A 13661-nucleotide genomic window follows, 5' to 3' on the forward strand; every position below is an offset into this window, starting at 1 on the left:
CGGCTCCTTTCACGACAGATGCCGTGAAACCTAGCGCAGCCCCCTCCGGTTTCAGGTCAAAAGTTTGCCCGCCAACCCGTCCTCGATCAGAGCGATGGTCTCGTCCACGCCGTAAAGCGCGATGAACCCACCGAAGCGCGGCCCTTGTGAGGCCCCGAGCAGCACCTCGTAAAGCGCCTTGAACCAGTTGCGCAGCGGGTCGAAGTCGTGGTCTTTACCAACAGCGAAAACCAGCGTCTGCAAGGCTTCGTCTTCGACCGGACCGTCATAAGCGCGCAGCCGATCCGCCAGATCGGACATCGCGACGCGTTCTTGATCATCGGCGGCGCGAAACTCTCGCGTCGGTTTCACGAAGTCATTGTAATAGCGCACCGCAAATCCGGCGGCCTCATCCAGATCAGGATGCGTCTCGGGCGTGGCGTCGGGCGCATAGCGGCGGATGAACCCCCAAAGCGCGTCCTTGTCTTCGGCGCTCGCGACACTAGCCAAGTTCAGCAGCATCGCGAAACTGATGATCATCGATGAGGACGGCACATTATGCCCGTGGATGTGGAAAATCGGGTTGGCCATGCGCTGCGCCGTGTCTTGATCGGCATAGGCGCGCAATTGCTGGTGATATTCGTCCACCGCCTTGGGGATCACATCGAAGTAGAGCCGTTTGGCCGTCTTCGGCTTGCCAAACATGAAGTAGGACAGGCTTTCGGTCGAGGCATAGGTCAGCCATTCATCGATGCTGATCCCGTTGCCTGAGCTTTTTGAGATCTTCTGACCGTTTTCATCCAGAAACAGCTCGAACGTGAAATGCTCAGGCGGGCGCCCCCCAAGCGTTCGGCAGATCGCATCGTAGATCTTTTCGTTGGTGGCATGTTCTTTGCCATACATCTCGAAATCAACGCCCAACGCCGCCCAGCGCGCGCCAAAATCGGGCTTCCATTGCAGCTTCACATTGCCGCCAGTGACCGGCAGGGTCCACTCGCGGCCCTGTTCATCATCGAACGTGACAGTGCCGTTCTGCGCATCCACATGCTTCATCGGCACATATTGCACCCGGCCCGTTTCGGGATGGATTGGCAGGAAGATCGAATAGGTCTGTTGCCGTTCGTCGCGCAGAGACTTCAACATGATCTTCATCAGATCATCGTAGCGCTCGGCACAACGCAACAGGATCTCGTCGAACTGACCCGACGCATAGAATTGCTTGGCTGAATAGAACTCATATTCGAACCCAAATGTGTCCAGAAACCGCTGCAACATCGCGTTGTTGTGATCACCAAAGCTGTCATGGGTGCCGAACGGGTCGGGTACGCTGGTCAGCGGCTTTTGCAGATGTTCGGCCAACATGTCCTGGTTCGGAACGTTGCCCGGCACTTTGCGCAAGCCGTCCAAATCATCGGAAAAGCAGATCAGCTTTGTGGGGATGTCGGACATCACCTCAAACGCGCGGCGGACCATGGTCGTGCGCAAGACTTCGCCGAAGGTCCCGATATGGGGCAACCCGCTGGGACCATAGCCTGTCTCGAACAGCACAAATCCCTTTTCCGGCGGGGCCTTTTCATACCGTTTCAGCAAGCGGCGCGCCTCTTCAAAGGCCCAGGCCTTGGAATTCATCGCAGCGTCACGCAGGTCGGTCATGGGTTTGGCTTTCCAGATGTCAGGAACTGAACGTGCCAACTATTGTGTCGCGCGGGGGGCGTCAATAAATGTTCCCGAAGCAAGGATGGAGATATCGATGACAGACCACAGCCTCACCCCCGAAGACGCCCTGGTGGCGGTTATGGTTGGCATCTCGGTCTCGGATGAGACGATCCGCACGTCCGAATTGCTATCGATTGAGCAAATCGTGAATTTCCTGCCGGTCTTCGGTAATTACGATGCCGACAGGATGCGGCGCGTTGCCAATATCGTGTTCGATCTGTTCGAGGATGAAGACGGGTTGGACGCGTTGTTTGGCCTGGTGAAAGAGGATTTGCCGGAGCACCTGTATGAAACCGCCTATGCGCTGGCATGCGACGTGGCGGCGTCCGATGGGAAACTGGCGCAACCCGAATTGCGGTTTCTGGAGGAGTTGCGATACTCGCTAGGAATTGATCGCTTGCACGCAGCGGCCATCGAACGTGGCGCACGTGCGCGCCACATGACGGTTTAGCTGTGCCGATGCGGATCGACCGACGCGCTGCCATTGCCGGCCTTGCCGCCTTTGGCCTTGCTCGCCCAAGCTTTGCGCAATCCGAACGTGTGATTCCCCGAGCGCCCTTGGCCACGGAGATCGGACCGCGAGAGGTCTCATTTCTGGCGCGCAACATCGATACCGGCGCCTCTGTGGTGCTAGAAGACAGTGATCTCGATACACGCCATACGCCGTGGTCGACCTTCAAGATCCCCAACCTGCTGATCGGCTTGGAAACCGGGGTTGAGACGTCGCTGGATGCGGCGCGTGTCTGGGATCAGGATCGCCGGCCCGCCGCCGTTTGGTGGCCGGCATCCTGGCGGCAAGATCAGACGCTACGCAGCGCATTCGCCAGATCTGCGTTTTGGTACTTTCAGGACATCGCGGACGACGTCGGCGCCGCGCAGTATCGCGAGACGCTGGACCGCTGGGATTACGGCAATGCCGAAGTCGCGGACGGATCGGTGGACTTCTGGCTGGATGCGACGCTACAGATCTCGATCGCCGAGCAAGTGACATGGTTGGAGCGCGTATTGCGCGGCGAGACCGATCTGTCCGAGCGCAGCATCGCAGCATTGGTGGAGGTCAGCCTGGCCGATACCAGCGGGACCGCCACGCTCCACGGCAAGACGGGCGGCGGGTTCCGTGATGATCGCAGCGCCGAGGGCTGGTATGTGGGCTTCGTACAAAACGATGGGCGCCCGGAGACAGTCTTTGCGCTGCACACGCATGGACCCGATTGGAACAGCATCAACCGATTTCGATCTGAGTTCAGCCAACGCCTGCTGCGCCATGCGGGGCTCTGGCCTGCCTAGCTAGCGCACTTTGCCCAAATGCAGATCCACGAAGGCGCGCTCGCCTTGGGTAAGCCGGGTGGCGCGCGGATAGATCGGGTCAGCACGATCATCCTGGATTGGATAATGCCATCCCGCGGTCGTCTCGAAAAACGCCTGAGCCCCGTATCTACCAAACTCTCGCAGATAGCCTTGGATGACGGTATCGAGATAACTCAGCAGGATCGGATGGTCTGGCTTGGGATCTGCATGTTCTGCCGAGACGGCATAGATCTGCACGTCCCGGCCGATGTCCGCTTGGGCCTTGTGACGCAGATAGGCGCGTTCGCGCAGATCCAGCGCAGTCCAATCCGCACCGGGCACCGCGGCGATCAACCCATCGATCTCGCTGCCTGAATCGGCCACCGCTGTCAGGTAGGCTACCTTGCGCATCGATGTGCCCTGCCAGACTCGCCGCCAGCCCCTAACCCGCGCGCGTTCGGCCTGCGGGTAATCGTGAGTCGTGCGGTTCACCAAGCTGCCATAGCCGAAGAAATAGGGATGCATCATGCCCCCTCGGATGATCCAACTCGGCACTGCGCGCAAGGGCCTTGATCCACGCCAACGGGTATGTATGCTTTCGCACGCAATCGCAGGGAGACTCGAGCGCACGCCGCGCTTGGGCCGAAGGAGCAACCGCCCCGGTAAACTCTCAGGCAAATGGACCTGATGTTGCATACAAAACTCTGGAGAGAGGGGCCAAGCGCCCCCGCCGAAGGGATAACGATCTCAGGCGAAAGGACAGAGGGGGCATCATCTGGTACTGCGTTGCGCGGTGCGGGTTTGATGCCGGGCCTTTGGCGCCGGTTTGCAACGGGGACGGCCATGGGCGATCTGAAACAGCTACCACTGCACGGACTCTGGGCCGATCTGGGCGCGCGATTTGCGCCGTTTGCCGGATGGCAGATGCCAGTGCAATTCGCCGGTGTGATGGCCGAGCACCTGCATACACGTGAAAAGGCCGGTCTGTTTGACGTCAGCCATATGCGCCAGATCGTCGTCGGCGACGGCGCCCATGCGCTGGAGCGTTTGATCCCAACCGATATTTTGGGCCTTGCACCCGGGCGGCAACGCTATGGAATGCTGACCAATGCGCAAGGTGGTGTGATCGACGACCTAATGGTGGTCAATCGTGGGTCAGATCATCTGCTGGTGGTGAATGCTGGACGGTTCGACGCTGACTTGGCCCATTTGAGCGCACATCTCACCGATGTCACCCCAATCGCAAACCGCGCGCTCTTTGCGCTTCAAGGTCCGAGAGCCGAGGCTGCGTTGTCGCGGCTGATCGAAGGGCTTGCAGATCTGCGTTTCATGGATTGGGCTGAGTTGAACTGGGGCGAGGCACTGTGGATCAGTAGGTCGGGCTATACAGGGGAGGACGGGTTTGAAATCTCGGTGCCGGATGGCTTAGCAGCGGAATTTGTTGGCACGCTACTGGCCGATCCCGACGTCGCCCCTATTGGCCTTGGAGCGCGCGACAGCCTGCGGTTGGAAGCGGGCTTACCGCTTTACGGCCAAGATTTGGGGGAAGACATTTCTCCCATCGAAGCCGGTCAGGCCTGGTCGATTGGCAAAGCGCGCCGGAACGGAGGCGCCCGCGCAGGCGGGTTTCCCGGTGCCGAGGTGATCTTGGCGCAACTTGATCACGGCGCCCCACGACGCCGGGTCGGCTTGCTGCCCGATGGCCGCGCGCCGATGCGTGCAGGCGTTGAGATTTTCGCGAGCCCGGATGTCCAGACCCCAATCGGGCATGTCACATCGGGCGGGTTCGGCCCAACACTGGGCGCGCCCATGGCACTGGCCCTGATCGACGCGGACACCCCGAAGGATGTCCCCCTATACGGCGAAGTACGTGGCAAACGCCTGCCCGCACAACAAGCCAAACTGCCTTTCACCCCACCTGGCTACAAACGCTAACGTATGGAGACACATATGAGATTCACCGAAGACCACGAATGGCTGCTGCCCGATGGCGACGTTGTCACTGTCGGCATCACCGATCACGCAGCGACCCAGCTGGGCGATGTCGTATTCGTCGAATTGCCCGAGATTGAGACCCAAGTTGCAAAAGGGGACGAGATCGTGGTGATCGAATCCGTCAAGGCGGCCTCCGACATCCTGGCCCCGCTGGACGGCGAAATCGTGGAAGTGAATGACGCGCTGGCCGATGCCCCCGCAATGGTCAACGAAGACCCGACCGGCACGGCCTGGTTCTTCAAGATCAAGGTCGACGACCCGTCCGCCCTGGACGATTACATGACCGAGGACGAGTACAAAGACCATATCGGCGATTGAGCCAACAGCCCCGGAGAGCCCCATGCCCTGGACAAATACCGCCTACGATCCGACCGATTTCGCCAATCGTCGCCATATTGGCCCCTCTCTCGCCGAGATGGCCGAGATGCTGAGCGCCGTGGGCGCTGACACTCTGGAGGCGCTGATCGACGAGACCGTGCCCGCGGCGATCCGCCAGGCCGATCCGCTGGAATGGCCGGCTTTGTCCGAAGCGGAATTGCTTGACCACATGCGCGGAATCGCCGCCAAGAATAAGCCGATGGTGTCGATGATCGGCCAGGGCTATTATGGCACCCATACACCGCCCGCGATCCAGCGCAATGTGCTGGAAAACCCGGCCTGGTATACGGCCTACACGCCCTATCAGCCCGAAATCGCCCAAGGCCGGTTGGAGGCGCTGCTGAACTTCCAAACCATGGTGGCGGATCTGACCGGGTTGGAAGTGGCCAATGCCTCGCTGCTGGACGAGGCGACCGCAGCGGCCGAGGCGATGGTGATGGCGAAGCGTGCCGCGAAATCGAAGGCGAGCACGTTCTTTGTGGAGGATACGTGCCACCCACAGACGATTGCCGTGGTCGAAACCCGCGCGGCGCCGCTGGGGATCGAGGTGCTGGTCGGCACACGGGACACGCTTGTGCCGAACGCAGTCTTCGGGGCGCTGTTTCAATATCCAGGCACCTTTGGCGATCTGTCGGATCCGACCGAGCACATAGCCGCACTACACGATCACAAGGCAATCGCCGTGGTCGCGACCGATTTGCTGGCCCTGACCTTAATCAAAGAACCCGGTGCAATGGGTGCCGATATTGCTATCGGCTCGGCCCAGCGTTTTGGCGTGCCTTTGGGATATGGCGGCCCCCACGCGGCGTTCATAGCGTGCCGCGATGCGCTGAAACGGTCCATGCCAGGACGCATCGTCGGGGTCAGCGTCGATAGCCACGGTCAGAAAGCCTATCGCCTGTCGCTGCAGACGCGCGAGCAGCATATCCGCCGCGAAAAGGCGACCTCGAATGTCTGCACAGCCCAAGCCTTGCTGGCAGTGATGGCCAGTTTCTATGCAGTGTTTCACGGCCCCCAGGGGCTGCGCGCGATTGCGGAGCGGGTGCACTTAAGGGCAGTTCGCCTGGCCGCAAGCCTGCGCGCAGGCGGCTATGCGCCCGAGCAGGACAGCTTTTTTGATACGATCACTGTGCCGGTGGGCGACAAACAAAGCCGCATCATGGCCGCCGCGGTGGCGCGCGGGATCAACCTGCGCGATGTCGGGGCGGATCGCATCGGGATCAGCGTCGATGAGGTGACAACCGAGGCGCATTTGGAGGCCGTGTGCCGTGCCTTCGGCGTGCTAGTGGCCCCGCGGCTCAACACGCCGGCGATCCCAGACGCAATGATGCGCCAGACGGACTATCTGACCCATCCGATTTTCCACATGAACCGCGCCGAGTCGGAGATGATGCGCTATATGCGGCGGCTGTCGGATCGGGACCTGGCCCTGGATCGCGCGATGATCCCACTTGGCTCCTGCACCATGAAGTTGAACGCGGCGGTCGAGATGATGCCGGTAACCTGGCCGGAATTTGGCGCGCTTCATCCGTTCGCGCCCGCCGATCAGGCCGAAGGCTATGCCGAGATGCTGGAAGATCTGAGCGCGAAGCTCTGCGAGATCACCGGCTACGACGCGATGTCGATGCAGCCCAATTCCGGCGCCCAGGGCGAATATGCAGGGCTTTTGACTATTGCCGCCTACCACGCCGCCAGTGGGCAGGACCGGCGCGTCTGTCTGATCCCGGTTTCGGCCCACGGGACCAACCCAGCCTCCGCCCAGATGGCAGGTATGGACGTGGTCGTGGTCAAAGCTGCAGAAAACGGCGATATCGATCTGGACGATTTCCGTGCCAAGGCCGAGGCGGCAGGCGACCGGTTGGCAGCTTGCATGATCACCTACCCGTCGACCCACGGCGTATTCGAGGAAACGGTGCGCGAGGTCTGCGAGATCACGCATCAATATGGCGGACAGGTCTATCTGGACGGCGCGAACCTGAACGCGATGGTGGGCCTGTCGAAACCCGGCGAACTGGGCGCCGATGTCAGCCACCTGAACCTGCACAAGACCTTCTGCATCCCCCATGGCGGCGGCGGGCCCGGAATGGGACCCATTGGCGTAAAGGCGCATCTCGCGCCCCATCTGCCGGGCCATCCTGAAACCGGCGGCAGCGCGGGGCCTGTTTCCGCGGCGCCCTATGGGTCGGCCTCGATCCTGCCGATCAGCTACGCATACGTGCACCTGATGGGGGGCGCGGGCCTGACCCAGGCGACGAAGGTCGCGATCCTGGCCGGCAATTACATCGCAACCGAGTTGGCGGGCGCATACGGCGTTCTGTTCAAGGGCAAATCGGGCCGGGTCGCCCATGAATGCATACTCGATACCCGACCCTTTGCTGAAGCGGGCGTAACCGTGGACGACATCGCCAAACGTCTGATGGATCATGGGTTCCACGCGCCGACCATGTCTTGGCCAGTGGCGGGAACGTTGATGGTGGAGCCGACTGAATCCGAGACCAAGGCCGAGTTGGACCGGTTCATTACCGCGATGCGCGCGATCCGGATCGAAATCGCCGATGTCGAACGCGGCGAGATATCGGCCGAGGCGAGCCCGCTCCACCACGCCCCCCATACAATGGAGGATCTGATCCGCGAGTGGGATCGTGCCTATAGCCGTGAACAGGGGTGTTTCCCTCCCGGCGCCTTCCGCGTCGACAAGTATTGGCCACCGGTCAATCGCGTGGACAATGTGGCGGGCGACCGGAACCTGGTCTGCACCTGTCCGCCAGTGGAGGAGTATCTGGACGCCGCTGAATAGACGGGGCTTGCAAAGCGTATGAGCCAAGCGTCATCTCCTCGTCATGCGCTTTGTGAACCCGATCCCCTTCGTCGCAGATCTACCGCGCTCCGTAGAGTTCTATCGTGATGTTATCGGGCTGACCGTTATCGAGGCACATGAAAACTTCGTCCGTTTCGAAGGCGGCTTTGCCCTTCACGACGGACCTAGCCTGCACGAGGATGTTTTTGGAACCGCGCCACCGCCTAGCCCATTCGGCCAGGCGAACATGGTTTTGTATTTCGAAGCCGATAACTTGCAGACAGCCTTCGAGCGCGTCTCGCACGCCACCGATATTCTGCACCCGATCCGAACACAAAGCTGGGGCGGGCGCTTGTTCCGCGCCAAAGACCTCGATGGCCATGTCATCGAAATCGGTGAAAGATCCGCCTAGTCCGATGCGGACATCTAAGCTTAGCGTGACCGACCGAAGCGCTGGTACAACCCATCCAGCGAATAGCTCTCGGCGACCGGGCCATGTTCTTCGGGGAAGAAATTCGGATCCTCGGGCAGACATCCACGTCCGCAGACCTGGGTCATGTCGCCGGTTGTGCCATTCACGAACCAAAGGCGACCGCCGGGTGTTCCGACCCAGCCATTCACGCCGAACCGCATGTCTCCTTCGACATCCTGGATCGACGGTACCTCTCCATCATAGCCCTGACCCCAAGCGGCATGGGTGTGCCAAGACGATACTGCGCGCTGACCGGCCTCCAATGGCAAGGACGCACAGCTTGCCTCACCCCCCCAAGACACTTTGGTCGAGGTGTAGTTCCCTTCGGCATCCTGCAGGATAAAGCCGCATACCTCACGATTAAACCGCACCGACAATTGGTTCATCGATTCCATCAAGCCGCGGACAAACTCCGTCTCGCGGGCATCCTGAGCATGGGCCAGCGGCGTAGCGGCAATACCCGCGGCAAGCGCCAGGGCGGCGGTGAAAAAGCGCATACTCGTTAACTCCTATGCGAAACGTTTCAAATCATAAGTATCGGATTTCATTCAAAAGCCAACCTACAGATCCCAGATGCTGGACTTAGGCGGGTCTCGACCTACTTGCGGGAGTGCAAAGAAATGGAGCACGCCACATGTCCCGGTTGGAAGAGATGATCAAGATCCGTGTCAATGCGATTGCAAAGGGTACCGCGATTGAACAAGTGACCGAAGATGATGATGTGCGGCAATGGTTGGTCCTGGGTCGGATGGCGATGTTCTTTTGCGTCTGGGCCGTGATGATCATGTCTGTTGCCCTGATCGTATCACTGCGCTTCTGATACCAGGTGAATGCGCCATCGAGGAGCTTTGCCGGGTTGTCAGGAAAACCCGTAATAAGCACCTGTGGCAGAGATTAAGCTTAGATCGACGCCCAATCGGTGAACCGAAAAGACGGACGGGGCTTTTCCTTGGTCGGCGGTTTGGGTTTCGGGGTCGGCGAGGGCATCAAACTTCTCCTTCGATGCCACAATAAATCGATCTGGTTAATCTGTCTTTGCCTGCTCTCCTGACTTGACAGGCTTTTGACATCGCGTGTGTCGCGCATGAGCTTTCCGCGGAATATATTGAAATTGCATAAAAAAAGGCGCGTCCGAATCCGGGCGCGCCGCTGTCGCGTGACTATGCAGCTTAGCTAAGCTGCAGGTTTACCGCGCTTTCGCGACCGTCACGACCCGCCTCAAGGTCGTAGGTGACCTTCTGGTTTTCGTCCAGGGCTTGTAGGCCGGACCGTTCCAACGCGCGGATGTGCACGAACACGTCCTTACCGCCTTGATCGGGGGCGATGAAACCGTAGCCTTTGGTGGCGTTGAACCATTTCACAGTGCCAGTGGCCATCTGTGTTTCTCCTAAATTGTAGATCCGCCCGCGTCGGTGCGGCGGTTCGGCCAGAGCGTTCGAGATCGAGACTGAGGCCGAAAAGCAGACAGGTCGAGGTAGAGCGGTAGCCCGCACGATATGCACGAGCTGCGCAATCTTAGCAAGGCCTTAGGCACCTTCCGATCGGCTGAGTTTCGCCGCAATTCGATCCTTCAGAGCCATCCGTTCCTTCCGCAACTCCTGCTCGTGAAGGTCATCGGTAGGCTCGACATTGGTCTCTGCCCGATGAATGGCGCGGTTGATCTCGTGGTAGCGATCAGCGAGGTGGCGGAACTCGCCATCTGTCATCTTCAGCTTGTGGATCAGGTCCGACTTCTCTGGAAAATCCGCCGCCAATTCGTGGGGGGTGTGGGACATGTAGGCTCTCCCTTCTGCATGTGTTCCAACGGAGGCTAGGCGGATACGGATGGGCCAGCGTTGATCTGCGTCAAGCGGACGAGAGAACATCCAACGCCGTGCAGCTGAGCACTGGAACGACGTGGCCGAAGGTCTCGGTCATCTTGGCATCGGTGGCCGCCAAGAGATCGGCGGGCACGGATTTCCATGCCTCGTAACTCTCCCACCGAATGATGAGATGAACCCGCGTCGGATCGGTGCGGTCCACCCAAACCTCCTTCGCGGTATAGCCGGGCTGCTGGCTGAGCGTGGCCGTCCAAACGGCGCTATCGGCCTCAAGAAACGCGGTGATCGTGTCGGGCGGAATGGCGACGGTGAGGTGTTCGATGGTTTGGGTCATTGCGGAACAGTACGTGTGGATGTGGGGTCGGGCAATGCGTTGGGGGTGTTTGGGTCACTTGGTGAAAGGCCTGCAAGAGGCCACGGCGAACAGGTTCCGCCAAACGGATAAGCAAAGCACGTGGCGGGTTAACAGCCGCACAGCGGCCCCGCCATCCACTTCCCGACAGGGTATTGCGCAGCAATATCCCGAGAGGGGACGGGCCTGTCCCGGGCCCCTTCTCGGCATTTTTTGCAATGCAAAAGAGCCTATCAGGCAGCGGGCGATTTGGTGAGGCTTGGTGGCTGGTTCGAGCGGAGCGATGGGGTGGCTGGGATAAAGTGCACAGACCAGAGGTTCGGATCGTCGCGGCAAGGCCCTTCGGTGGCGGAAATCTCGTGTAAGTCAGTAGCGGTCGCGAATAAAATCATTGAAAAACGACGCTTTCGAACCTGCATTGAGAAAAACCTCATACACAGCATTCGGCACACCAAAGTAATCGTACTTGCAACTTGTTCGAAACCAAATCGACAAGGTACCTGCATTCCATTCGATGCGGCTAATTGCGGACGAATTTACGTAGGGCATTACATTCTCCCCGAACCAAAATCCAATGAAACAGAGTAAGGGGGCGACCTTTCAGCCGCCCCCAACTTCGTCATGCATGTTGGATCAGTTTCCAGGTCACCGCCTGCCGATTGTACGGTGGCATCACGTTGCCCTTGGCGATCGGCGCAGTTGTCGACGGTGTCGACATGGCACGCCAGACGCCACTTTCAGGGCAGCGCTCGCCCGTGCGGGCTGTTGTTCCAATAGGCTTATTGGTCTGAGTAAGCATTACGCTTCTCCTTACTGAGTGAACGTTCAGCAAGGGCGCTATCAAATACCACTTCGAGGCACGCCCTCACCGTCGCCAGCGTGGCTCGCAGCGTTAACTCTGTCAAGCTAGATTTTGATGAGGTGGATCCGCAAACCGCAAGTTCGTGTGGATAACCTCTAAATCTCCCTATTTTCCCTATGGATAATACAAAAAACCCTCGCCAGCAAGGGCGAGGGTTTTCCGTTGAAAACACTAGGCGTGCCTCAAAGTGGTATGTTGCTAACATGAATCTTGACACCGCGTTGCGCAAGAGTCCATTTCGCCACACTGTTGCGAAACAGCACAATATGTTGTGGAGAAACGGGCCGCGTTCTCGATATGTACCGCGAGTTGTCCACAGCCAAACCGACGTTGGCGACTGTCACCGCACAAACTTCTTGTACTTCACCCGCTTCGGCTCCAGCGCATCGGGGCCCAAACGCCGCTTCTTGTCTTCTTCGTAGTCGCTGAAGGCGCCTTCGAACCACTCGACATGGGCCTCGCCTTCGAAGGCCAGGATGTGGGTGCAGAGGCGGTCGAGGAAGAAGCGGTCGTGGCTGATGATCACGGCGCAGCCTGCGAAATCGGTCAGGGCGTCTTCCAGAGCACGGAGCGTTTCGACGTCGAGATCGTTGGTGGGCTCGTCAAGCAGCAGAACGTTGCCGCCCGATTTCAGCAGTTTCGCCATGTGGACGCGGTTGCGCTCCCCGCCTGAAAGCTGGCCGACCTTCTTCTGCTGATCGCCGCCTTTGAAGTTGAAGGCCGAACAATAGGCACGGCTGTTCATCTGTGCGTCGCCCAATTCGATGATCTCGGCACCGCCCGAGATTTCCTCCCAGACGGTTGCATCGGCGTCGAGTGCGTCGCGGGACTGGTCGACATAAGACAAGTCAACGGTATCGCCGTATTCCAATGTGCCGTCATCGGGCTGTTCCTGCCCTGTCAGCATCCGAAACAGCGTCGATTTCCCGGCGCCATTCGGGCCGATCACTCCGACAATCCCACCGGGCGGCAGCGCGAATGTCAGATCTTCGATCAGCAGCCGGTCACCATATCCCTTCTTGAGGCTTTCAACCTCGATGACCTTTCCGCCTAGGCGCGGGCCATTCGGGATCACGATTTGCGCTCGGGTCAGCTTTTCACGCTCAGATTGCGCCGCGAGATCCTCATAGGCGTTGATCCGTGCTTTTTGCTTGGCCTGACGCGCTTTGGCACCCTGGCGGATCCATTCCAACTCGCGTTCCAGGGTCTTTTGACGCGACTTGTCTTCGCGTGCTTCCTGCTCCAAGCGTTTAGCCTTCTGCTCAAGCCAGGCCGAATAATTGCCCTCGTAAGGAATGCCGCGACCCCGGTCGAGTTCCAGGATCCAGCCGGTGATATCGTCAAGGAAGTAACGGTCGTGAGTGACGATCAGGATCGTGCCCTTGTAGTCGATCAGGTGCTGTTGCAGCCAAGCTATGGTTTCGGCGTCGAGGTGGTTGGTGGGTTCGTCCAAAAGCAGCATGTCCGGCGCTTCGAGGAGAAGCTTGCAAAGGGCCACGCGGCGGCGTTCCCCGCCGGAGAGGGTTTCGACGGGGGCGTCATCAGGGGGGCAGCGGAGCGCTTCCATCGCGACGTCGATCTGGCTGTCGAGGTCCCAGAGGTTGTTCGAGTCGATCTCATCCTGCAGCGCCGCCATTTCATCGGCGGTCTCGTCGGAATAATTCATCGCCAGCTCGTTGAACCGGTCCAGCTTGCCCTTCTTTTCCGCCACGCCCAACATGACGTTTTCGCGGACCGACAGGCTTTCGTCCAATTGTGGCTCTTGCGGCAGGTAACCGACACGCGCGCCCTCGGCGGCCCAGGCCTCACCCGTGAAATCCTTGTCCAGCCCGGCCATGATTTTCATCAAAGTGGATTTGCCAGCGCCGTTGACGCCCACAACACCGATTTTCACACCCGGCAAAAAGCTGAGGCGGATATTCTCGAAGCATTTTTTCCCGCCAGGATAGGTCTTTGAAACGCCATCCATGTGGTAGACATATTGATAGGAAGCCACGGCCGCA

16 protein-coding genes and 1 riboswitch are annotated in these 13661 nt (G+C 59.5%); of the genes, 7 read left to right on the plus strand and 9 right to left on the minus strand.

Features of this window, described 5'->3' with window-relative positions:
• Positions 1 to 51 precede the first annotated feature (51 nt).
• Positions 52 to 1632: a lysine--tRNA ligase gene (locus V8J82_RS04720; protein WP_339972658.1), complete on the minus strand. Its 1581-nt coding sequence runs from the start codon at positions 1630 to 1632 to the stop codon at positions 52 to 54.
• Positions 1633 to 1729: 97 nt separating this feature from the next.
• On the opposite strand from V8J82_RS04720, the gene V8J82_RS04725 reads away from it, so the two are divergent.
• Together V8J82_RS04725 and V8J82_RS04730 are read left to right on the plus strand one after the other, a co-directional pair.
• Positions 1730 to 2146 (plus strand): tellurite resistance TerB family protein, encoded by a 417-nt coding sequence (locus V8J82_RS04725; RefSeq protein ID WP_339972660.1) that lies wholly within the window; start codon positions 1730 to 1732, stop codon positions 2144 to 2146.
• A 107-nt stretch (positions 2147 to 2253) separates the two neighbouring features.
• On the plus strand, positions 2254 to 2982 hold the full coding sequence (locus tag V8J82_RS04730) for a penicillin-binding transpeptidase domain-containing protein (RefSeq protein WP_339972662.1): 729 nt from the start codon (positions 2254 to 2256) through the stop codon (positions 2980 to 2982).
• Here the strand turns inward: V8J82_RS04730 and V8J82_RS04735 are convergent, their stop codons facing one another.
• Positions 2983 to 3510, minus strand: a complete 528-nt coding sequence (locus tag V8J82_RS04735; RefSeq protein ID WP_339972664.1) for a gamma-glutamylcyclotransferase family protein — start codon at positions 3508 to 3510, stop codon at positions 2983 to 2985. It lies immediately after the preceding gene.
• 74 nt (positions 3511 to 3584) lie between these two features.
• A riboswitch (glycine riboswitch) is annotated at positions 3585 to 3678 on the plus strand.
• 147 nt (positions 3679 to 3825) lie between these two features.
• Between V8J82_RS04735 and gcvT the strand changes: the two genes are divergently transcribed.
• Genes gcvT through V8J82_RS04755 form a run of 4 tightly spaced genes read left to right on the plus strand, consistent with a single transcriptional unit; the run spans position 3826 to position 8564 of the window.
• Positions 3826 to 4917 (plus strand): glycine cleavage system aminomethyltransferase GcvT, encoded by a 1092-nt coding sequence (gcvT, locus tag V8J82_RS04740; RefSeq protein ID WP_339972666.1) that lies wholly within the window; start codon positions 3826 to 3828, stop codon positions 4915 to 4917.
• A 15-nt stretch (positions 4918 to 4932) separates the two neighbouring features.
• Positions 4933 to 5295 carry a glycine cleavage system protein GcvH gene (gcvH, locus tag V8J82_RS04745; RefSeq protein ID WP_339972668.1) on the plus strand — a complete coding sequence of 121 codons (363 nt, stop codon included), beginning with the start codon at positions 4933 to 4935 and terminating at the stop codon, positions 5293 to 5295.
• 22 nt (positions 5296 to 5317) lie between these two features.
• Complete coding sequence (gcvP, locus tag V8J82_RS04750; protein WP_339972670.1) at positions 5318 to 8152, plus strand: aminomethyl-transferring glycine dehydrogenase; 2835 nt, start codon at positions 5318 to 5320, stop codon at positions 8150 to 8152.
• A 43-nt stretch (positions 8153 to 8195) separates the two neighbouring features.
• Positions 8196 to 8564, plus strand: a complete 369-nt coding sequence (locus tag V8J82_RS04755) for a VOC family protein (RefSeq protein WP_339972672.1) — start codon at positions 8196 to 8198, stop codon at positions 8562 to 8564.
• A 20-nt stretch (positions 8565 to 8584) separates the two neighbouring features.
• Here V8J82_RS04755 and V8J82_RS04760 read toward each other — a convergent pair whose 3' ends face one another.
• Positions 8585 to 9121 carry a DUF4329 domain-containing protein gene (locus tag V8J82_RS04760; protein ID WP_339972674.1) on the minus strand — a complete coding sequence of 179 codons (537 nt, stop codon included), beginning with the start codon at positions 9119 to 9121 and terminating at the stop codon, positions 8585 to 8587.
• A 137-nt stretch (positions 9122 to 9258) separates the two neighbouring features.
• Here V8J82_RS04760 and V8J82_RS04765 point away from each other — a divergent pair, with 137 nt between their 5' ends.
• Entirely contained in the window at positions 9259 to 9444 is a 186-nt protein-coding gene (locus tag V8J82_RS04765; RefSeq protein ID WP_339972676.1) for a hypothetical protein, read from the plus strand.
• A 349-nt stretch (positions 9445 to 9793) separates the two neighbouring features.
• Here V8J82_RS04765 and V8J82_RS04770 read toward each other — a convergent pair whose 3' ends face one another.
• The 6 genes from V8J82_RS04770 to ettA form a co-directional block, all read right to left on the minus strand.
• On the minus strand, positions 9794 to 10000 hold the full coding sequence (locus V8J82_RS04770) for a cold-shock protein (protein WP_339972678.1): 207 nt from the start codon (positions 9998 to 10000) through the stop codon (positions 9794 to 9796).
• Between the two features lie 150 nt (positions 10001 to 10150).
• Complete coding sequence (locus tag V8J82_RS04775; protein WP_339972680.1) at positions 10151 to 10399, minus strand: HP1242/YdcH family protein; 249 nt, start codon at positions 10397 to 10399, stop codon at positions 10151 to 10153.
• Positions 10400 to 10469: 70 nt separating this feature from the next.
• Positions 10470 to 10778, minus strand: coding sequence for a TIGR03792 family protein (locus V8J82_RS04780; protein ID WP_339972682.1), 309 nt, complete (start codon positions 10776 to 10778; stop codon positions 10470 to 10472).
• 384 nt (positions 10779 to 11162) lie between these two features.
• Positions 11163 to 11345, minus strand: coding sequence for a KTSC domain-containing protein (locus V8J82_RS23670; protein WP_439650033.1), 183 nt, complete (start codon positions 11343 to 11345; stop codon positions 11163 to 11165).
• Between the two features lie 70 nt (positions 11346 to 11415).
• A complete protein-coding gene (locus tag V8J82_RS04785) occupies positions 11416 to 11595 on the minus strand; it encodes a hypothetical protein (RefSeq protein ID WP_339972684.1) in 180 nt (59 codons plus the stop codon).
• Between the two features lie 403 nt (positions 11596 to 11998).
• Entirely contained in the window at positions 11999 to 13654 is a 1656-nt protein-coding gene (gene ettA / locus V8J82_RS04790) for an energy-dependent translational throttle protein EttA (protein WP_339972686.1), read from the minus strand.
• Between the last annotated feature and the right edge of the window lie 7 nt (positions 13655 to 13661).

The organism is Gymnodinialimonas mytili (assembly GCF_037544085.1).
In the GTDB taxonomy this organism is placed as follows: Bacteria; Pseudomonadota; Alphaproteobacteria; order Rhodobacterales; family Rhodobacteraceae; genus Gymnodinialimonas; species Gymnodinialimonas mytili.

Excerpts from the sequence above, each read along its gene's own strand:
- V8J82_RS04720 (WP_339972658.1), bottom strand. The coding sequence starts at position 1,632 with ATGACCGACCTGCGTGACGCTGCGATGAATTCCAAGGCCTGGGCCTTT.
- V8J82_RS04725 (WP_339972660.1), top strand. The coding sequence starts at position 1,730 with ATGACAGACCACAGCCTCACCCCCGAAGACGCCCTGGTGGCGGTTATG.
- V8J82_RS04735 (WP_339972664.1), bottom strand. The coding sequence starts at position 3,510 with ATGATGCATCCCTATTTCTTCGGCTATGGCAGCTTGGTGAACCGCACG.
- gcvT (WP_339972666.1), top strand. The coding sequence starts at position 3,826 with ATGGGCGATCTGAAACAGCTACCACTGCACGGACTCTGGGCCGATCTG.
- gcvH (WP_339972668.1), top strand. The coding sequence starts at position 4,933 with ATGAGATTCACCGAAGACCACGAATGGCTGCTGCCCGATGGCGACGTT.
- gcvP (WP_339972670.1), top strand. The coding sequence starts at position 5,318 with ATGCCCTGGACAAATACCGCCTACGATCCGACCGATTTCGCCAATCGT.
- V8J82_RS04755 (WP_339972672.1), top strand. The coding sequence starts at position 8,196 with ATGCGCTTTGTGAACCCGATCCCCTTCGTCGCAGATCTACCGCGCTCC.
- V8J82_RS04760 (WP_339972674.1), bottom strand. The coding sequence starts at position 9,121 with ATGCGCTTTTTCACCGCCGCCCTGGCGCTTGCCGCGGGTATTGCCGCT.
- V8J82_RS04765 (WP_339972676.1), top strand. The coding sequence starts at position 9,259 with ATGTCCCGGTTGGAAGAGATGATCAAGATCCGTGTCAATGCGATTGCA.
- V8J82_RS04770 (WP_339972678.1), bottom strand. The coding sequence starts at position 10,000 with ATGGCCACTGGCACTGTGAAATGGTTCAACGCCACCAAAGGCTACGGT.
- V8J82_RS04775 (WP_339972680.1), bottom strand. The coding sequence starts at position 10,399 with ATGTCCCACACCCCCCACGAATTGGCGGCGGATTTTCCAGAGAAGTCG.
- V8J82_RS04780 (WP_339972682.1), bottom strand. The coding sequence starts at position 10,778 with ATGACCCAAACCATCGAACACCTCACCGTCGCCATTCCGCCCGACACG.
- V8J82_RS23670 (WP_439650033.1), bottom strand. The coding sequence starts at position 11,345 with ATGCCCTACGTAAATTCGTCCGCAATTAGCCGCATCGAATGGAATGCA.
- V8J82_RS04785 (WP_339972684.1), bottom strand. The coding sequence starts at position 11,595 with ATGCTTACTCAGACCAATAAGCCTATTGGAACAACAGCCCGCACGGGC.